This window comes from Sphingobacterium sp. InxBP1 (assembly GCF_026191775.1).
GTDB lineage: Bacteria > Bacteroidota > Bacteroidia > Sphingobacteriales > Sphingobacteriaceae > Sphingobacterium > Sphingobacterium thalpophilum.
In genome coordinates this window covers 366970-386175 of record NZ_JAINDX010000048.1, presented here as the reverse complement: position 1 = coordinate 386175, position 19206 = coordinate 366970, and the positions used below count along the sequence as shown (strand labels likewise).

The window sequence follows — 19206 nt, the reverse complement described above, 5'->3', positions numbered from 1 at the left end:
TATTTATTTATTTATTTAATGACGAATGGTGGCTATCACGGATGACTTTGCCCTTGATCATCCAGACCTCGGTATGGTCTGCGTAGGCATTGGTACTGGTAACCGCAATAACGGTGTCATCGTGAAGAATCGTAAGGCTATTCCAAAGACAGGATTTGTTGGCGGGAATCACAAATGGAACCGATTTGTTCTTGAATTCGGTTGCTTGTTCGTTTCCGACGACCACTTTCATATCGGCAAAATCCATCTTATTGGTGCGGCCTTCAGTACCTTGATAGGAAAGGATGGTTTCACCTGTACTCAGTTGGCGGATGTAGGGCGCCCCGGCGTATATTTCAGGTCTGAGTGGCTCGAGCAGCGCGTAGCTACGCTGTGGACTGTCGCCAGTAATGGGTTGGGCCCAATTTTGCTGTAGCGTGTTCTTGAGAATATAGGGTTTAAAGGCGTTGTCAGCATTATCCTCGATGGCGACAACGATATCTTTGCCATTTTGAAGCAATAGGGGGACAGGCATGCCATCCCTTTTTCCTGGCCGGAAGCTGACGATGGAAGGGTTTGACGTCCAGGTACCTCCATTGTCAGTGGACCGCAGTAGGGATATATTCTGTTCATCAGACTGCGTGTAGGGGCCTTCATTGGCGAAGTAAAGTTGTATCTCGCCGTTGGGCAGTTGAATGGCTGCGGGCTCCCAGCAACCGTTTTCAAATTGGTATCCTGCTTCGTATAGCACTTTTTCGTCTGTCCATGTCGCTCCTCCGTCTGTACTTTGCTTCATACGGATGTTGAACTTCCTACCCGGGGAAATTTGGTAGGGCCTTCCGTTGTAGAACGCTATGATGGTCTTATTGCTGAGCTGTAATAGTTCGGGAACGCTCATATTGCTGCCGTCAGTCCGTGCTGCAATCAGGTTGGGGGCAGACCAGGTTGCCCCAAGGTCATTACTCTTGACACTGACGATACTTCCATCGGCTTCGTATACACCAAGTAGTGACTTGTCGGGTAGTTGTATGATGCGGGCGTAACCTGCATATCTGACCATGCCACCCCCGGAAATCCGGGTACGGGTCTCTTGGTCCCACTCAATGTAGGTTCCTCCTGATGCTGCCGGCTTGGATGCCGGCAGCGGTTCGGGAATTTTACTTCCCGAACAGGCGGCGATTGTCAGGATCGCCCATGTGTTGAGAATGATTTTATGAATTGACGTATAAGCATTCATTTGTACTAGTAATTTATGATTAATAATTGGGATTCTGTTGCAGGTTGTGATTGTTCTCGATCTCTATCTGCGGCAATGGTAAACGGATCGATTTGCCGAGTACAAAGTTCTTGAAATCTGGATCGCGTTGTGCAACTTTATCTATTCCAGCTTGCGTCTCTAGATCACCCCAGCGCTTGAGATCTGCCCACCGTACGCTTTCTCCGCAGAGCTCGAGTGCACGCTCGATTTTTAGCCGCTCGCGGAAGAGGGATTTGTCGTTGCCAATCGCAGGGTAGGCGGTGGCTAAGGGAGCAAGGTTGACACGCTGCCGCACCCGGTTGACATAACTATAGGCATTGGCCGTCTGGCCGAGTTCATTGAGCGCTTCGGCATACATCAGCAGCACATCGGCAAAGCGGATAACGCGGTTGTTGACCTCATTGAAATAGTCATCGTTATCCCTTTTGTAATCGCGTGCATATTTGCGGAACCAGGCTTCATCGGCGTCCCAAGACCAGGGCCGTCCATATATTTTGTCGCCAAAATCGGCTTCCAACCCGGGGTAAAATAGCGAATAGCGCAACCGTGGGTCAATGCTGCCGCTGACGGTTTTTTCTTTCTTAAATTCACTAACTAACCAGTTGCGTGCCTGGCCATCTGACCAGCCAATAGATCGTGGGGCAAAGAATTGCGCTCTGTTGGTTCCCATAGATGAGCTTGGAATATCGCCTTCTGCGGTCTTATGAGCATCGGAAAATTGGATCTCAAAGACCGATTCTTTATTGTTTTCATTTTCGGAGCGGAAATTGTCCTTATAATCCACCAGATCGTAGAATGCTTTACCATCACCGATCACCAGGTAATCAAAAGCGGTCTTGGCTTGTTGCCATTTTCGCTGCTGCATATAGGTTTTGCCCAACAAGGCAAAAGCAGCGCCTTTGGTGAGACGGCCGATGTCGTCGCCGGCCCATTGTGCTGGCAGCGACAGAGCCGCTTCGGTAAGGTCTTTTTCCACCAATGCCCAAACTTCAGGAAGCTTGCTTGCTGGCGGAAGGTCAGTAGGGGTCTGTAAGGTGGTGACAATGGGGAAATTTTCCCATATCAAGGCAGCATAATAGTAATAGAATGCACGCAGGAACTTAGCTTCGGCAAGCAGCTGCGCTTTTTTGTTCTCGTTGCCAAAGGGGATCTCGGGAACATAGGTTAACACCTGATTGCACCGGAAGATCGCCTTGTAAGTATCTTTATACGTAATGACATTACCTTCAAAAAAGTTATAGTTTACATATTGGAAGCGGGTCCAGTCACCCAGTTCGATCCAGGGACTTTTACTGAAGCCCTCATCGGAGGTGAGGTCGAGCCGGAAGTAAATCCATCGTGACCATCCTCCAGGCTGGTAAAACATATGATAGATGGCATTAACACCCTTTTGGGCATCCGATTCTGTTTTCCAGAACTGCTCCTGTGTCAGTGTGTTGGGGTTGTCCTGATCAAGTAGATCTTTATTACAGGATGCCAGAAGGGATCCTGTTAGGAATAGAGTGAAAAGTATCTTTTTCATGTTCGTTTTTCTTTTTAACATCAATATGTTTTGTGGGTACTATGCAGTGATCCGGTATACATTAGAATCCAAACTGCAGCCCGAGCATAAATGTGCGTAGATTGGGAAAGGCGCCGAAATCATGCCCCTTTTCGAAGACGCTATTGTTACTGAATTCAGGATCCAAGCCAGTATATTTGGTGATGGTCAGTAAATTCTGTCCCGAAAGGGTCAGCTGTGCAGTCCGGAAGCCGATTTTGCCGAGCAAATCTGCTGGAAAGTTATAGCTGACGCCAATGTATTTGAGGCGGGCAAAGCTACCGTCTTCCAGCCAGCGGTCGGTGTCGCCCCTGGAATTGATGGTACTGCCATAATAGGCACGAGGGACGTCAGTATTGGGATTTTCGGGCGTCCAGGGTCTAATGCCAGCGCGATAGTTGGTATTGTCCGAAAACATATCCATAACACTTCGTGGGCCGTTGAAAACCATAGAACCAAACGATCCAAACCAATCCATGCTGAATGAGAAGTTCTTATATGAAGCGTTGAAATTAAGCCCCACTTCATAGTCGGCCCAGGGACTACCGACAATCACTTTGTCAGCATTAGTGATGGTACCATCGCCATTGTTGTCTTTAAAACGGATATCTCCAGGCTGTGCGGCAGGTTGTATGATTTTACCTTCGGCGTTTTTATACTTGTTGACTTCATCCAGGCTCTGGAATAGACCATCGGTTTGCAGCACATACCACATGCCTAGGGGCTTACCGACTTCGGTAACGGTATTGCCGACATAGGTGCGGTTTTTTCCGTAACCCAGGTCGATGACCTTGTTTCGTAGTGTGGTTAAATTGCCGGTAATGCTGTACTGAAACGGCTTGCTCTTATCCTGGAATGTGGCTGTGATCTCAATGCCACGGTTGCCGAGCGTAGCACCATTGGTGAATGGGTTGCCACCGTCGTTTCCGGTTGAGATCAATAGCGGATATTGGATCAGGACGTCCTTGGTCTTGGAGATGAAATATTCAGTGCTGAGGGTCAGCTTATGGTCGAGAAAGGTTGCGTCGAAGCCATAATTCTGTTGGGTCAGCTGTTCCCAGCGCAGGTCCTCGTTGGCTAACTTGACCTGTGTGGCTCCAGGAAATATAGTCTGTCCGGGCCCCATGGCAATGGTGGAAAAAGTGTTGATGATCGGTATATAATCATATGGACCTATATTGCTGCTGCCTAATGTACCGTAGTTGGCGCGTATCTTTAAGTCCTGGACCCAGCTTACGTGAAAGAAATCTTCTTTACTGATCCGCCATGCTGCAGAGACCGACGGAAAGGTACCAAATTTTCGGTTTTTACTAAAGCGGGAAACACCGTCCGTACGAATCACGCCGTTTAGCAAGTATTTGTCGGCATAGTTGTATTCGAATCGGCTGAAATAGGAGATCAGGTCTGTCCGGTTTTTGTAGCCGCCTGTTTGGGGTTCACTCCCCTGATCGAGAACATCATAGTAACCTCCGGAGGGGTTTTCGAGCAGGTTTCTTTTGGTTCCCCAGATCTGGGCATAGCGATCCCTTTGGTAGGACTGGCCAGCCACGACATGGATTTGATGGTCTTTAAATGCCTTGTTGAATGTCAAGGTATTTTCGACCAATATAGTGGAAGACTCTGCTCGGTTTTCATTCAAGATCGAAGGGTCAAGTGGTTGATTTAGTGTCCAGCTTCCTTTTTTTCGCAAATAGCTGTAGTGGTCTCTGCTCGTCTCATAACCGACACTAGCACGGTACTTAAGGGAAGTCAGCAGCTGAAGCTCGGCATACAGATTACCCCGTAGCCGCAGATTTTCGTTCGTCCGATCCTCCAGGTCGGCAATGGCTACCGGATTGGAACCGAAGGTGCGCGCACGACGCTCATCGCCGTAACCATAACCTCCGGGGTTGGCTGAATTGTAAATTGGGATGGTAGGCAGAAGCCTGACTACATCAATGAGCGGGTTGCCAGACATTTCGTCTGTTTTTGCGTTGCTGATGGCCAGATTTTCGCCAATAGTAAAGATACCTTTGGTGGTTTTGGTGTTGACGCGGAAGTTAATGCGATCAAAAGAGGTGCTGATCACAGATCCCTTGTTGCCAAAATACCCGCCCGAAATGAAATAACTGCTTGCATTGCCGCCGCCGGCGACACTAAGCGTATAATCTTGTACTTTGCCGGTCCGGAAGGCAGCGTCCTGCCAGTCTGTATGGACCGATAGGTCAAGGTCCTGCCGCTGCACATTAGCATTATCATAGGCCATATTGTTTAGTCTGGCGAACTCTTCCGTCTCGGCAAGCTTATATCGGGGCATGGTCTGGAAGGTTGTTCTAGCGGATACATCGATTTTTGCTGGGCCTTGGACACCTTGCTTGGTAGTGATAATAATCACGCCATTTGCTGCTCTTGATCCGTAGATGGCTGCTGCTGAGGCATCTTTGAGAATTTGGATGGATTCGATGTCGGCGGGATTGAAGTCGCGGTTTGCTGTTGTTATCAAGCCATCCACAACATACAAAGGTGGGGTATTGGAGAGGTTTTTCATTCCCCTGATTTGGATTTGTGCTTCAGAGCCCGGTTGTCCGCCACCACGTACACGGATACCAGTCGCAAGCCCCTGTAGGGATTCGGCAACGGTGGTGGCCTGCCTTTTCTGGATGTCAGCGGCTTTGACCACCGAGATCGCTGAAGTCAGGTCTTGCTTACGCTGTGTACCATAACCGACCACAACAACCTCTCCGAGGTTGGTATTTGACGCAACGAGGGTTACGTCGAGCGCCCTATTGCTCGTGGCCGGCACTTCTTGTGACGCATAGCCAACATGTGAAAAGAGTAGTATTGGCTTTTGTCCTGTAGGAACTGTAATCGTAAAATGGCCATTGCCGTCACTTTTGGTCGCAACGTTGGTTCCCTTGACCAGGATAGCTACATTTGCCACCGGACCATTGGCATCTCTCACAATACCCCTAAGAGTACCTTGTGCACGTGAATATAGGCTCAACAGGAGCAGTAGGCACAGAAGTGTGAATTTAAGGGTTCGATCGTTAACGATGTAACGTAGTGGCAGTCCGGCTTGCGGATGCCACCATGGGGTTGGTCTGTTGTTCATCTGTTTTTAAAATTTATAATCGGATGAAACAAAAGAAGCAATTATTACTTTTCATTTTGATTCAAAATAATGGCAAATCGTCTCAATTTGCATCAATTGAGGTACTTTTGGCCGGGGTTTACTCGTGATAGCATTTTTTTGGGTTATCTTTAGTCCTGATACTTGACCGACCAATGAAAGTGAAATTAGGACTCATCTTTTTACTGCTGATAAAATGCCTCTGCCTATGGGCGCAGCCTTATCATTTCAAGCATTATCAAGTGGAAGCAGGCTTGTCTTATAATTCGGTGATGTGTAGTCTACAGGACCGAAATGGCTTTATGTGGTTTGGTACCAAAAATGGTTTAAATAGGTTTGATGGTTATCGTTTTAAGATTTTTCAACACGACCCTGATCAGTCAGGAAGTCTGGGGCACAACTTTATTTATTCGCTTTTGGAAGATCGTAACGGATTACTCTGGGTGGGGACACTCAAAGGGCTCTATCGTTATGATCCAACAACGGAAATCTTTAGGCTGGTCGAAGGTACCCGTGATCGGGTAATCTATAATCTGAGCATAGATAGCAAGGGAAAGGTCTGGTTTACCGCTGGAAACCAGCTGCAGCGCTTCGATCCGCACACAGGTCAATTAAAGAGTTTTGATATCGATTTTCATGGCGTCATTACCTCGATAAGCATTGCTGTCGATGACGAGGTCTGGGTAGCCACTTCGCTCGGATTCTTGCGTCGTTACCAGCCAACAACGGGCAGTTTTGAAAGTTACAGCGTTTTTGACCGCTCAGCAAGGCCCTTGACCAGATGGATAGAAAAGATCAAAGCTACACAGGACGGCTTCCTGCTTGTCGGGACGTCAAGCCAGGGGATAAAAGTATTTGATACGCACCAACATACCTATCGCGACCTGCAAATGGGGGGAGTTGACCAGACGGTTTTATTTGTACGGGACTTTTTGGAAACCGGGCCTGATGAGTATTGGATTGCCACTGAGTCAGGTGTATTTATCTATAACTTGAAGAATAACCAATCTATCCATCTTGAGAGCAGGGGCAATGATCCCTATTCGCTTTCAGATAACGCCGTGTATACGCTGACTAAAGATAGGGAAGGTGGGATCTGGTGCGGAACCTACTTCGGCGGATTGAGTTATTACCCCCAGCAGTATAGCTCCTTTCACAAATTCTATCCGAAAGTAGGAGAAAATAGCTTACAGGGTTATGCTGTCAGAGAAATCCAGCAGGACAATTACGGTAACTTATGGATAGGCACAGAAGATTCAGGCTTGAACAAATATGATCTTCAGACGAAAACGTTCCTTAATCTGAAGCCTGAAAATAGCGGTCTTTCACACTCTAATATCCATGGTCTGGCGGTGATTGACGATAGGCTCTGGGTAGGCACATTTGAGCACGGACTGGATGTTGTGGACATCCCAAGCTCCAGAGTGGTTAAGCAGTATAAAGCTGGTCCAGCGCCCAACCAGCTGAAAAGTAATTTTATAGAATGTATCAGTAATACTAGCCACAATGGCCTGCTTATCGGAACAGCTCAGGGGCTTTATAGATATAATCCTCGCCAGGATGACTTTATCATGGTTGCTGAAGTACCCGGTAACAAACACTATACAACGTTGCTTGAGGATAGAGAAGGGACCATCTGGGCTGGAACGTTGCGCGATGGACTTTTTTACTACAGCCGTAGGACGAACGAGTCGGGTAGCTACGTAGCCAATACTGAAGATACCCGCAGTTTGAGCAGCAATGAAATTAATGGAATGTTTATCGACAGCAGTCATAATTTGTGGGTAGCAACTGAAAACGGACTCTGTGTCCTCAAAAAAGGAAGCAAACAATTTAGACGCTATACTACCAAGGATGGCTTTCCTGTCAGCGCCTTTTACAAAATTCTAGAGGACAAGGATAAAAATCTCTGGGTCAGCACATCAAAAGGATTGGTCGTCTTTCACCCGGCCAAAGGGGTGGTTTCGGTTTACGGCAAAACAAATGGTTTGTTGAGTGACCAATTTAATTATGCTTCGGGGTTTCAGGATGTGGATGGCCGGATGTATTTCGGAAGTGTGAGAGGGATGGTGAGTTTCTGGCCGTCACATTTTAAGGAAAGTGAATTTGTACCGCCAGTCTTTATTACTGGTTTTCAGATCCACAACCAAGAGGTAAAGGTTGGTATGCAGGACTCACCTCTGGCCAAGGCGATCGATTTTACAAAAACGGTTACGCTCAACCATCAGCAGTCGAGCTTTAGTATTGACTTTGCCGCCCTAGGGTTTACAGCACCTGAGATGATGCATTATGCATTTATGATGAAAGGCATGGATGATCATTGGACCTACTTGCAGAGCAATAGGAAGGTTTACTTTACAGATCTTTCCCCAGGGCACTATACCTTTATGGTACGGGCATCGAATAATCATAAAAACTGGGAAGGTCCTGTGACCAGTCTGCAGATCATCATCTTACCACCTTTTTGGGTTAGTTCGTGGGCATATGTGCTCTATACCTTGCTTCTATTAGCGCTGTCGTATCTGCTCGTCCGTAATTATCATCGACGGGTCATGGCTAGGCAACAGCAAAAAATGGAGCGCTGGGAAGTGGAACGGGAAAAAGAGCTGTATCAGGCGAAAATCAATTTTTTTACACAGGTCACCCATGAGATACGGACGCCACTTACCTTAATCAGCGGACCTCTTGAACAGCTTATCCAGCACAACGACGGTGCCCAGGCGCTAAGCAGTAGCCTTGCGATTATGAAAAAAAATACCGATCGGCTGCTGGCACTTTCTAATCAGCTCATAGATTTCAGAAAAACGGAGCAATTGGGCTTTAACCTCAGTTTTGTTCAAATCGACGTACATGTCTTGGTGAAAGATATTGTACAACAATTTGAAGCAGTGATCCGGGAAAGAGGTATTGACATGAAGCTGCGCTTAGATCAGGATTGCCTGATAGCTTTTGCTGATGCTGAGGCACTGCGGAAGATGGTCAGTAACTTGTTGGACAACGCGGTCAAGTATGCGTTCTCCAGTGTCCGAATCCGTATCACTGCGGATGATCATTCGTTTCAAATCGTCGTAGCAAACGACGGTGAAGGGATCCCTGACAAATATCGGGAGAAAGTATTTGAACCCTTTTTTCGGCTCGAAAGCGCCAAGACTAAGCCTGGATCGGGAATAGGACTATCTTTGGCGAGGTCCCTTGCCGATTTGCATCAAGGTCGTCTTGAACTAGTATCAAACAATAAACAGACCCGTTTTGTGCTCTGGTTGCCGAATCATCAGGAGCAAGAGTACATATTGGGAAATGGCGAACCGTCACCGGAACCACAAGGCGACTTGATCTGGAATAAAGATAAAATAACCCAAGGATTGCCTGCAGTAATGGTGGTGGAGGATCATCTCGAAGTGCGGCGGTATATCAGCGATGTCCTTTCAGGGCAGTATAGCGTCATTCCGGTGGAAGATGGGCCAACAGCCCTGGAACTGCTACAGGATGTAAGCGTACAGTTGATTATCAGCGACATTATGATGCCAGGGATGGACGGCTTGCAGTTGTGCCAACAGCTGAAAACAGATCTTGAATACGCACATATCCCATTGATTCTGTTGACGGCAAAGAATAGTTTACAAGCAAGAATAGACGGATTGCAATCCGGGGCGGATGCCTATATCGAAAAGCCTTTCTCACCCAATCATCTGCTGACCCAGGTAGCCAATCTCATCATTACGAGGGATAAGATCAAAAACTATTATGCGCATTCGCCACTAGCACATATCAAGAGTATGGCCCACAACAAAGCAGATGAGCTGTTTCTGGAAAAGCTAAATGAAAGGATAGTCCACAACATCGGCAATACCGGGCTGGATGTAGACTTTCTTGCTAACGCTATGCATATGAGCCGGCCCACATTGTATCGCAAGACCAAAGCTATAGCTAATCTTTCGCCACATGAGCTCATTACGGTGACACGCTTAAAACATGCCGCCACCTTACTGGCTGAAGGGCAATATAAGATCCAGAAGATAGCGTCGATCAGCGGCTTTAGCTCTCCAGGGCAGTTTGCGCGTAGCTTTGTCAAGCAATTTGGGATGACGCCCACTGAATACATGGCTACTTTGAAGAAAGACAATACTTAGTATATTTACGCAAATTTATTATCATGCTTAATGATTATAAGAAATACGATTTATTTGGCCGCACGCTCATGCAAAAAATTGACCTGAAAGCGCCCTTTCATTATGATTTCCCAGTATCGGAGCAGGCCTGTTTTTTATATGTGCTTAATGGTGTATTTGACTATCGGTTGGATGATGAACGTATGAGCGTACCGAAGGGCTATGCTTTGCTCCTGAATTGTATACAATCAGGTCAGCAGATTCAGTATGCCAAACCGGATGGGGAATGCCAGATCGTGGTCGTTACGTTCTACCCCGACATATTAAAAAAAATCTACGATCGGGATTTGCCAACTTTACTTCGGAAACCATCGCATGTCCTCTCTAATAAATCCACTGAAATGCTCAATAATGATATCCTGATAGCGAAATACGTGGAAGGTTTGCTTTTTTATTTTGAAAATCCCTTGTTGGTAAATGATGATATCCTGATCCTCAAACTCAAGGAAATCCTTTTGTTGCTCGCACAATCCGGCGATGCGGCAACCGTTCAGTTGATCTTGTCCCAGCTGTTTTCACCCCAAACTTATTCCTTCAAACAGATTATCGAAGCAAATCTTTTTGCGCAGCTGACGATTGAACAGCTGGCTGCGCATTGCAACCTAAGTGTATCTTCGTTCAAACGGGAATTTGCGAGGTTATATCAAGACACGCCAGCCAACTATATTAAACACAAAAAGTTGCAGAAGGCGGCCGACCTACTCGTTTTTTCGGAAAAGCGCATTACGGACATCGCGTTTGAATGCGGTTTTAATGACCTGGCTACTTTTACCAAGAATTTCACCGACGCTTACCATATTCATCCAACAGGATACCGGCAGGCGAAGCGCTAATTGCGGCTAATACTCGGTGTGCTTCTCACAGCAAGATGTGCTGTGCTGTCAGCAATAGCAGGGCAGGGAACTGTAGTGGAAACTCTGTGAACTAAATACACAAATTATTGGACCATATCCTAAAACCGTTTATCGATTTCTCACGCAAATTTGTATACGATTAAAATAATAGCATATGGGCTTATCAACTTTAGGTATTCTTCACACCATTATTGGTGTTTTGGCTATTGCGGGAGCGGTAGCCGGTTTTTTTAAGTATGGCAAGATCAATCTGGACAAGAGGTCTGGAAAGGTTTATTTTTACGCCAGTATAGTGACTTCGTTGTCCGCCTTGGGTATTTCAAAACAGGGCGGCTTCAACGCTGGGCATGTTTTTTCACTCTTCATCCTTCTGCTGCTCGTGGTAGCCTACGTCCTTTTTACACGCCATAAGGTTAACCGTGGGCGTTATCTGGAAAATTTCCTGTTATCATTTAGCTTTTTTCTATCACTGGTACCCACCGTCAATGAGACATTGACACGTATCCCCTTGGGACATCCGCTTGCAAAGGATACAAAAGACCCACTCATCGCACACACTTTGCTAATCTTTTTCGTCCTTTTCCTTGTGGGATCCATTTATCAGTTTGTTAAGGAAAAAAGGCGTATTAATACGATGGTATGAGGCGTGAGTCGGGTATTTTAACTGCTTTTTCTACCCATCCTTTTTTTTATTGTATTTAATAATCATCTTTAGGACATTATAAGCGTAAATTTTGAGTCCATTACACCACCTTCCTGAAGAAACTCTGATTCTTTTGTTGAAAAAAAAGAACCAACAAGCTTTTAGTTATCTTTACGATAATTACTCGGAAGCGCTTTATGGAGTTGTATGTCGTATCGTGGTGTCAAGTGAGCATGCGGAAGAAGTGATACAGGACGTATTCGTCAAGATCTGGAAACACGTCGACCTGTTTGATGCAGACAAAGGCCGTTTATATACCTGGATGATCAATATCGCGCGTAACACAGCGCTCGACTATCGAAAATCTAAAGCGGTGGTCAACGAGCAGAAAAACCAATCGCTTTCTGATATCGTAAATAGCGTTAGAGAACAGGACCAGAGCCAAATGGAGCGGATCAATAAAGCAGATTTTATTGGATTCAGAAATATTTTGGATAAATTGAAACCCGAATGGCGTATTCTGATCGAGATGGCCTACTATGAGGGTTATACGCAACAGGAAATTGCTGAACAGCTGGATGTCCCTTTGGGTACAGTCAAAACACGTACAAGAGCTGCATTTTTACAGTTACAAGAGTTATTAAAGGAGTATCGTTAGTTTTGGATATTAAAGCATACATATCGTCAGGGATTATTGAATCGTACGTTTTGGGGCTCGCTTCGGAAGAGGAAGTCAGCATCCTCAACTGTATTCGAAAAAATAATGTCGAAGTGGAACAGGCAATCCTTGAGGCTGAAAAAGCGCTCGAAGGACTGGCCGATACTCAGGCGATGCCGGTACCTTTACCCTTAAAGCAGATGATCTGGAACAGACTGGAAGCGGAAAGTCAGCGTACTTCAGAGGAGGAAGTGGATTCAATAGATGAGCATACCATAACTAATGCACCGCTATCAGTTCCCGAAAAAGAGATAGGTCGGATATCGAACAGACGATACAGCTGGGCCGTCGCAGCCAGCATTCTCCTCGCCCTTAGCGCAGCTGCCAATGTTTTTCTTTATCTCCGCAATGACCAAACAGAACATAAATTAGAGGCTGCCAGCGCGTCCCTCCAAACTCAAGAAGTTAACTTGACGGTATTGCAGGATAAATGGAATCTAGTGCGGAACCCAATGATAAAAACTATTTCGCTAAAAGGTGTTGGAGGCAAGCAGGATTTGCATGCGCTGGTATTCTGGGATCAGGCTTCCAAAGCCGTTTATCTGAGTTTGGAGCGTATGCCCGCAGTGCCAAAAGGCAAGCAGTATCAATTATGGGCCATGGTAGACGGTAAGCCGCTAAGTGCGGGTGTATTCCCGCTGGGTATCAGAACTGACAGTGCTAGTCAGATGCTTACTGTTCCGAAAGCACAGGCCTTTGCGATCACCTTGGAAGACGAGGGCGGAAAGGAAGTACCGAACTTAAATGAACTCCGCGTTATGGGGAGTATTTAAACAGAAATGCCCGATCTGTTGAACAAAACGGGCACCCCGACCAAGGTAACTATGTCTGTTATTAAGCTTTGATAAACAAGCCTGCTATATTAAGTACAGCTGTTGCGGAGAGAGGTTCATCAAAGGATTGGGTCGCTGCACTTGTCGAAATCTTCCCAGTCGTACCGGGCAAGGTAGTGATATTGACTCCAGCCTGTGTGACATTGTTTTCGCCGACATATACGGGATCTACAACAGCACCGATGCCTGTATCGTTGTTGCCTGTGATCCAGGGTTTTTGGTTGGCGGCACCAGCGCCGCGGGCACGTCGCATCTGCCGGATATGGGAAGCGTGCCTGGCTTCGACGGAGTGGATCTGTAATGCTGCGGTAAGAACTGTACGGTCGCCCAGTAGAATGCCTGCCTGACCTTTGTAGGCGCGCACCCCCGTATCTTCAAAAGCTTGGGCAACAGCCAAGAATGTATCGTAATCAGTAAACACATTGCTAAAGGTGCCTCCTGCAGTGAAGTCAAAAGTAGGCTTGGCCACGGCTTTGCTGCCCAGCACCTGTTTGAGAAAGTTAACATGTGCAATCTCGTGGTTCCGGATGGTCGCGATGGCGCCGAGTGGTTTACCGGCAGGAATCAGACCGGCTTTGGCAATTCCCATGGTATAATATTCTGCCTCCAGATATTCGAGTGTCAATGCGTAGTTAAGTACGCCATTTACATCGGTAGGGACCGTAGCGCCGTAAGCCTTTTTAAAAAGTTGGCCGATGAAAAATGGAAGAGCGGCAAGCGTTACCTTTTTGCCCATGACAGTCATATTTTTGATGGCTTCACGACGCGGGCTGATGCGATCGCTGAATTCAGGATCTACAGTATTAATTTTTTCGAAAATGTCTAACAGATTCATGATCTTCAGTTTTAAATGGTTTAATAGGTCGGTAAATCCCGAACATCGATTTTTGATTTGATAAATGGTGCTGCTGCGCTCAGAACGACGCTAGGGCTCTCGGCTGGGTCAAGTCCATTGGAATCGACGATCTCGCTGTCGGCAAAGCTTCCGTTGTCGATCAGGTCGCGCACCCAAGCAGCATGACGGGCTTCGACTGACACGATTTTGCCGGCCAGAAGCAGATAGTTGACATCTTTAATGAGCCAGCCGGCGCCGTTGTAGGCCGCTACGCCAAGGTCTTCAAAGGTTTTTGCTGTCGTAAGCACACTGGCGCGGCTGCCAAAATTGATACCCGAAAGATTGAAATCAAGACTGGTGATCGCCTTGGCGCCCAAGGCAACTTTGAAGAATTCGCGATGAGCGATCTCATGGTCTCGGACATCCGTAAAAAATGCTTTTTCGAGATCCGTCATTCCAGCATAAGGGTTGTTGACCAGCTGGATGTAAAATGCCGCTTCGAGTTGTTCAAGCGCATAAGCATAGTTCAATATGGCTATGTCTCCACTGCCAAAATACATACCGTTGCCGCCATTGTCCATACCATGATTGTCGTCTTTGCGGCAGCCTGATAGTCCTAAAATAGCTAGGGTAGCAGTACTGGCGCCAGCAATTTTTAAGAAGTCGCGTCTCCGAAGATCTTTCGGGCCAAACTCACTAGGGATAGCCGATAGTGGTTCGTGACTGGGGGTTATTTTTTCCATAACAACAGTGTTTTGAGTTTATAATTTCTGTACTTAACAGCATTTACGATAATGCGGAGTATTTGGATTGGAAAAATGTCTTTTTTTAATCAGATCGGTATCCTTGGAACGATCCGGAAGGAGCTCATTATTAATGGTTGGACCAGACAGTAGAGCTATTCCTTGCCTGTGCTGATGAGCTATTTATTTTTAGGCTGAACTAAAGTGCCATGGGGAGATTATGTATACTGATATGGTTGTGCAAAAACAAACTGGCCCTGAAACTGCCCGTTTCAAGAAGAGACGACATCGAAAAAAGACGATTGAAGAAGGGAAGAAACGATATAAATCCGTTGTTAGGGGAGCCTACTGTTATTGATCCTCGATCACTTTTTTCCTGTGCTCTCGACCCCAGTTGATCATTTCTTGTATTATCTTACCAAATGTCCTGCAGTATTCGGTTGGCTCGTATTCGATAAGTACTGGAATATCAGGGTACACCTTTCTAACGAGTAGCTTGTTGAGTTCCATGTCTTTCAGTTCCTTGGACAGCATTCGTGTTGTAATGCCCGGAATACTTCGTTCAATTTCGCGGAATCTTCTACTGCCATTGCATAGTGAGTTGATGACGGGAATGCGCCATTTTCCACCGATAAAATATAGGGTATCCTGAAGTGCGCGTAATTCTTCTGCCTGATCTCTTTTCATGCTATTGCTTTTGGTATACTCTGTGATACTGGTAACAAATATATACCATACCCAGCATATATTTGCAAGAAAAAGTATGAAAAATTTAAAAAATAAAATTGCGCTGATTACCGGGGGTAATAGCGGGATCGGATTTGAAACAGCGAAAGCATTTGTAGCGCAGGGTGCCACGACGATCATAACCGGACGACGGAAAGAGGCTATCATTGAGGCTGCTGATGCCATTGGCGCTATTCCACTGGTTGCGGATCAGTCATTATTGTCCGATATCGAGAGGCTGGCGGCAGAAGTCAAAGACCGTTATGGAAAACTGGATATCTTGTTTATCAATGCTGGTATTACCGGTGAGGCTGCAATGATCGCTGATGCCAGGGAAGAAACTTTTGACAGTGTAATGGATATTAATTTGAAAGGTGCATATTTTACGTTAAGCAGATTTATTCCGCTACTTCAGGAGGGGGCGTCGGTGATCTTCCTTTCTTCCAATGTGGCTTCAATGAATATGCCGCAAAGTTCTATTTATCAAGCGAGTAAAGCTGCATTGAATACGATAGCTAAGACAGCGGCCCTCGAGTTGGCCGAACGGAAGATCAGGGTAAACACCGTCAGTCCCGGGCCGACCCGGACACAAGTATTGAACAAAAGCTATGACCCTGCCTTGGTGGATGGCATATGGGAAAGCCTTGCGGGGACGGTGCCACTTAAAAAGATCGGTAAACCGGAAGATGTTGCTGCGATGGTGGTGTATCTAGCTTCGGAGTCAGCAACTTTTATCACCGGGAGTGATTTTGTTCTGGATGGCGGAATGAAAATCAGTTAGACGCCATATGCTCGTGTGCAATGGGCTGCGTTGCATGAAAGTTTTTACAAAACGACAAGTGCTACATTGATGTATGCATCCAATATAAAAGGCCGGAGAGGTACTCTCCGGCCTTTTATATTGTGAAGATAAACAGGTTGTACAGCTATCTTCCTACTTTTTAGCTAATAGCGACAAATATTTTTCATATCCTTCTTCTTTCATTTTTTCTTTGGGGATAAAGCGAAGCGAAGCGCTATTGATACAGTACCGTAGACCACCTTTGTCTGCGGGCCCGTCATTGAAGACGTGACCGAGATGGGCATCACCCGTCTTGCTGCGTACCTCAGTACGGCGCATTCCATAGGAATTATCCGAAAGTTCCTGGATTAGGCTATCACTAATGGGCTTCGAAAAACTGGGCCATCCACAGCCTGATTCGAATTTATCGGTAGATACAAACAGGGGCTCGCCAGTGGTAATGTCTACGTAAATACCGTCCCTAAACTCATCGTTGTATTCATTGTCAAAAGCCCGTTCAGTCGCATTATTTTGAGTGACATTATATTGAAGCGGGGTAAGCTTCTTTTTTAATGTTTCCTGATCTGCTTTTTTATATTCGGTGGTGGGTGCGGGATTGGCCTTGCGGGCTAATTCGAACAGGTCTGGCCCAATATGGCAGTATCCTCCAGGGTTTTTATCCAGATATTTTTGATGATAAGCTTCAGCGTCGTAATAGTTTTGCAAAGGCTCCACTTCAACCACAATTTTGGCACTATACTGATGCGCCAACGCCGCTAAACGCTCTTTTATTATAGGTACATCATTCGCATTAGTGTAAAAAATGCCCGTGCGGTACTGCGTGCCGATATCATTACCTTGCTTGTTTAAGGAAGTCGGGTCGATGGTCTTTAGAAAGAGATCCACCAGTAGTTTCAAATCGATGACTGTTGGGTCGTAGCTCACTTTGACAGTTTCAGCAAATCCAGTTTTACCTGTTGAGACCTGCTGGTAGGTAGGATCTTGCAGATTGCCGTTGGCATAACCGACCTCGGTGGCGGTAACACCTCTGACTTGTTTAAAAAAGTGCTCAGTGCCCCAGAAGCAACCTCCGGCAAAATAAATGACCTGATCTTTGTTGTGTGAATTATCCATAGTACGTTGTTTTGTCGTTTTTGAACTCGCCCCTTTTTGTGAAAAGCCGATCTTGCTGACCAAAAATAAACCAATGGCCACGGCAAGAAGTACGAATGCCTGTTTCATGTTGTTTTCGTTTTGATATCTGCACACTGCGCTTCAGTTTCCGGAATATGATTCGGCCCGAAATCCTGACAGTATATTTGCTATTTATCAGAGCGCAAACACTGTACCTTTCTGTGTGGTCATGCAGGCAACACCGCACTGGCATGATCATATTCTCTTCTTTTGACAATACACAGACGGACAAGACAACGGCGGAGGCAGGAACTGACAAAAAGGCTGCTGCATCGATTGGCCAGCAACGGTAATTTAATGGTGCCGATTGCCTTTGGGATGATAGGCCACTTCTTTGTTTACGTCTGCTAAAGGGCGGTGTCTATCCGGAGCAGCTACTGGACTTGTATTTTGTAGAGCGACAATATCGGGCTCCTCCAGCGAAAGATCTTTTAACGGCCTATAGCCTGGCGGACGATTTGGCTGATTCTGTTTTTGTGGGCTGCCAGCATTTTCTTCAGTAATTTCGGGGCTATGCTTCTCATGTCGTCGTTTAAGTAGGATCAGCGCTGCTCCGGCAACAATAGCCATTGCTAATTTGAGTTTATTGTTCATAGATGGTCTTTTTAAGAGGGAACAAATTTACTTCTTAGATCGTTTTGGTCAATGTGATACAGTTTTTAATCCCAACAGTTAGACAAGGACTGCTCATTTCATTTATAAATGTTTAACTTTAGGGATCTAAATGTCCATCATTATCTTAAGCATATGCGCCGCCTTATTTCTTCCTACTTTACAATGATTTTCTTGATTTCTTCCGTTTACGCCCAAGATCTGGATCATCAACTGCGTAAAAAATATGAGGCGGCCAAGCATACCTTCTTGACATTCGAAAAGGAACATCGTGGGTCTATTCAGACCGCGAATCATCGCATTTCCTATTTACAGTGGGGCAGGCACAGAGACAAAGTGTTTATCTGGCTACCGGGCAGTTTTTTGTCAGCATACGATTTTTATCCCTTTGCCGATGCGCTGGTCAAGGCTGGCTATAGCGTGTTGTCCGTGGATCATTATGGTCATGGCTTGACAGATATCCCAAAGGAAGACCTGGATTTTTGGGATTTTGCGGATGATCTGGCTTCGCTCATGGACAACCTAAAGATAAAAACAGCAGTAGTCGGCGGATTTTCAAGAGGCGCATACATGGCAACCGCCTTTTATGACAGACATCCTGAAAAGGTGACGGGGCTGGTCCTCGAGGATGGTGGTACCGTCGCTTTCAAATCTTTGTTTGACCAGATGACCCCTGAGGCGAAACAGCTATTTTTCGGGTCAGTGGAGCCACCATTGGAAGTGAAGAAATTGCTCTTCGGATCCTGCCCGACGGAGTTTGACATCTTCAGCAATATTAATCAAATCGATGGTTCGCCGGAGCAATGGCAGATCTTTGGATTCGTGAAGCACAGAGCTGGTCAATGGTATTTATATCATGGTCTGAACGAATATATGCATATGCAGGACAGTATTCATTATATCCAGTTACTGGACCGGCCATCGGAAGTGAGCCGCTATGCCGCTTCCATGTTGCGGGTAGATCCCATGAAGACGTACCGCACACTAAAGGTGCCAATGCTGATTCTGGATGCTGTCGGCAAGGACGATTCTTTCGACGGCCGCAAAGGTAACCGACAGTTAAAGGATATGCATCCCAAGCTGATCGAACATCAGTTGTTTGATTGTGCTGACCATAATATTCATTTTAGCTGTCCGCAGGATTTTCTAACTGTATTAACGAAATTTTTAAAACCGCTGTGATCTGAATGGTAATGAGGCTCTGAGACGCAG

At 46.1% G+C, this 19206-nt stretch carries 15 protein-coding genes and 1 pseudogene; 7 read left to right on the top strand and 9 right to left on the bottom strand.

From position 1 onward, the window contains the following. Positions 1 to 7: 7 nt before the first annotated feature. The 3 genes from K7A41_RS19520 to K7A41_RS19510 all read right to left on the bottom strand — a co-directional run bounded on the left by K7A41_RS19520 (position 8) and on the right by K7A41_RS19510 (position 5868). Positions 8 to 1216 (bottom strand): sialidase family protein, encoded by a 1209-nt coding sequence (locus tag K7A41_RS19520; RefSeq protein WP_265715031.1) that lies wholly within the window; start codon positions 1214 to 1216, stop codon positions 8 to 10. Positions 1217 to 1235: 19 nt separating this feature from the next. Next, positions 1236 to 2759, bottom strand: a complete 1524-nt coding sequence (locus tag K7A41_RS19515) for a RagB/SusD family nutrient uptake outer membrane protein (RefSeq protein WP_265715030.1) — start codon at positions 2757 to 2759, stop codon at positions 1236 to 1238. A gap of 61 nt (positions 2760 to 2820) precedes the next feature. Next, positions 2821 to 5868 carry a SusC/RagA family TonB-linked outer membrane protein gene (locus K7A41_RS19510; protein WP_265715029.1) on the bottom strand — a complete coding sequence of 1016 codons (3048 nt, stop codon included), beginning with the start codon at positions 5866 to 5868 and terminating at the stop codon, positions 2821 to 2823. A gap of 173 nt (positions 5869 to 6041) precedes the next feature. On the opposite strand from K7A41_RS19510, the gene K7A41_RS19505 reads away from it, so the two are divergent. From K7A41_RS19505 to K7A41_RS19485, 5 genes are all read left to right on the top strand, one after another. Continuing rightward, positions 6042 to 10016: a hybrid sensor histidine kinase/response regulator transcription factor gene (locus K7A41_RS19505; protein WP_265715028.1), complete on the top strand. Its 3975-nt coding sequence runs from the start codon at positions 6042 to 6044 to the stop codon at positions 10014 to 10016. A 23-nt stretch (positions 10017 to 10039) separates the two neighbouring features. Beyond that, on the top strand, positions 10040 to 10888 hold the full coding sequence (locus K7A41_RS19500; RefSeq protein WP_265715027.1) for a helix-turn-helix domain-containing protein: 849 nt from the start codon (positions 10040 to 10042) through the stop codon (positions 10886 to 10888). Between the two features lie 175 nt (positions 10889 to 11063). After that, positions 11064 to 11552: a hypothetical protein gene (locus tag K7A41_RS19495; protein ID WP_265715026.1), complete on the top strand. Its 489-nt coding sequence runs from the start codon at positions 11064 to 11066 to the stop codon at positions 11550 to 11552. A gap of 91 nt (positions 11553 to 11643) precedes the next feature. Beyond that, complete coding sequence (locus K7A41_RS19490) at positions 11644 to 12210, top strand: RNA polymerase sigma factor (RefSeq protein WP_265715025.1); 567 nt, start codon at positions 11644 to 11646, stop codon at positions 12208 to 12210. Positions 12211 to 12212: 2 nt separating this feature from the next. Then, entirely contained in the window at positions 12213 to 13043 is an 831-nt protein-coding gene (locus K7A41_RS19485) for an anti-sigma factor (RefSeq protein WP_265715024.1), read from the top strand. Between the two features lie 61 nt (positions 13044 to 13104). On the opposite strand, the gene K7A41_RS19480 is transcribed toward K7A41_RS19485, so the two are convergent. The 3 genes from K7A41_RS19480 to K7A41_RS19470 all read right to left on the bottom strand — a co-directional run bounded on the left by K7A41_RS19480 (position 13105) and on the right by K7A41_RS19470 (position 15368). After that, positions 13105 to 13938 carry a ferritin-like domain-containing protein gene (locus K7A41_RS19480; protein WP_265715023.1) on the bottom strand — a complete coding sequence of 278 codons (834 nt, stop codon included), beginning with the start codon at positions 13936 to 13938 and terminating at the stop codon, positions 13105 to 13107. A 20-nt stretch (positions 13939 to 13958) separates the two neighbouring features. Next, a complete protein-coding gene (locus tag K7A41_RS19475; protein WP_265715022.1) occupies positions 13959 to 14681 on the bottom strand; it encodes a ferritin-like domain-containing protein in 723 nt (240 codons plus the stop codon). 351 nt (positions 14682 to 15032) lie between these two features. Further along, entirely contained in the window at positions 15033 to 15368 is a 336-nt protein-coding gene (locus K7A41_RS19470) for a winged helix-turn-helix transcriptional regulator (protein WP_028070851.1), read from the bottom strand. A gap of 76 nt (positions 15369 to 15444) precedes the next feature. Here K7A41_RS19470 and K7A41_RS19465 point away from each other — a divergent pair, with 76 nt between their 5' ends. After that, complete coding sequence (locus K7A41_RS19465; protein ID WP_265715021.1) at positions 15445 to 16188, top strand: SDR family oxidoreductase; 744 nt, start codon at positions 15445 to 15447, stop codon at positions 16186 to 16188. A 153-nt stretch (positions 16189 to 16341) separates the two neighbouring features. Here the strand turns inward: K7A41_RS19465 and msrB are convergent, their stop codons facing one another. The 3 genes and pseudogenes from msrB to K7A41_RS19450 form a co-directional block, all read right to left on the bottom strand. Continuing rightward, entirely contained in the window at positions 16342 to 16830 is a 489-nt protein-coding gene (gene msrB, locus K7A41_RS23780; protein WP_197734536.1) for a peptide-methionine (R)-S-oxide reductase MsrB, read from the bottom strand. A gap of 24 nt (positions 16831 to 16854) precedes the next feature. Next, a pseudogene (msrA, locus tag K7A41_RS23775) lies at positions 16855 to 17322 on the bottom strand (peptide-methionine (S)-S-oxide reductase MsrA); the annotation flags it as partial. 354 nt (positions 17323 to 17676) lie between these two features. Next, complete coding sequence (locus tag K7A41_RS19450; protein ID WP_265715019.1) at positions 17677 to 17976, bottom strand: hypothetical protein; 300 nt, start codon at positions 17974 to 17976, stop codon at positions 17677 to 17679. A 183-nt stretch (positions 17977 to 18159) separates the two neighbouring features. Between K7A41_RS19450 and K7A41_RS19445 the strand changes: the two genes are divergently transcribed. Beyond that, a complete protein-coding gene (locus tag K7A41_RS19445) occupies positions 18160 to 19176 on the top strand; it encodes an alpha/beta fold hydrolase (protein WP_265715018.1) in 1017 nt (338 codons plus the stop codon). Positions 19177 to 19206 lie beyond the last annotated feature (30 nt).

What these genes read in the sequence shown, in the direction of transcription:
- K7A41_RS19520 (WP_265715031.1), bottom strand. Translation starts at nt 1,216, where the DNA reads ATGAATGCTTATACGTCAATTCATAAAATCATTCTCAACACATGGGCG.
- K7A41_RS19510 (WP_265715029.1), bottom strand. Translation starts at nt 5,868, where the DNA reads ATGAACAACAGACCAACCCCATGGTGGCATCCGCAAGCCGGACTGCCA.
- K7A41_RS19475 (WP_265715022.1), bottom strand. Translation starts at nt 14,681, where the DNA reads ATGGAAAAAATAACCCCCAGTCACGAACCACTATCGGCTATCCCTAGT.
- K7A41_RS19465 (WP_265715021.1), top strand. Translation starts at nt 15,445, where the DNA reads ATGAAAAATTTAAAAAATAAAATTGCGCTGATTACCGGGGGTAATAGC.
- K7A41_RS19480 (WP_265715023.1), bottom strand. Translation starts at nt 13,938, where the DNA reads ATGAATCTGTTAGACATTTTCGAAAAAATTAATACTGTAGATCCTGAA.
- K7A41_RS19495 (WP_265715026.1), top strand. Translation starts at nt 11,064, where the DNA reads ATGGGCTTATCAACTTTAGGTATTCTTCACACCATTATTGGTGTTTTG.
- K7A41_RS19450 (WP_265715019.1), bottom strand. Translation starts at nt 17,976, where the DNA reads ATGAACAATAAACTCAAATTAGCAATGGCTATTGTTGCCGGAGCAGCG.
- K7A41_RS19445 (WP_265715018.1), top strand. Translation starts at nt 18,160, where the DNA reads ATGATTTTCTTGATTTCTTCCGTTTACGCCCAAGATCTGGATCATCAA.
- K7A41_RS19470 (WP_028070851.1), bottom strand. Translation starts at nt 15,368, where the DNA reads ATGAAAAGAGATCAGGCAGAAGAATTACGCGCACTTCAGGATACCCTA.
- K7A41_RS19505 (WP_265715028.1), top strand. Translation starts at nt 6,042, where the DNA reads ATGAAAGTGAAATTAGGACTCATCTTTTTACTGCTGATAAAATGCCTC.
- K7A41_RS19515 (WP_265715030.1), bottom strand. Translation starts at nt 2,759, where the DNA reads ATGAAAAAGATACTTTTCACTCTATTCCTAACAGGATCCCTTCTGGCA.
- K7A41_RS19500 (WP_265715027.1), top strand. Translation starts at nt 10,040, where the DNA reads ATGCTTAATGATTATAAGAAATACGATTTATTTGGCCGCACGCTCATG.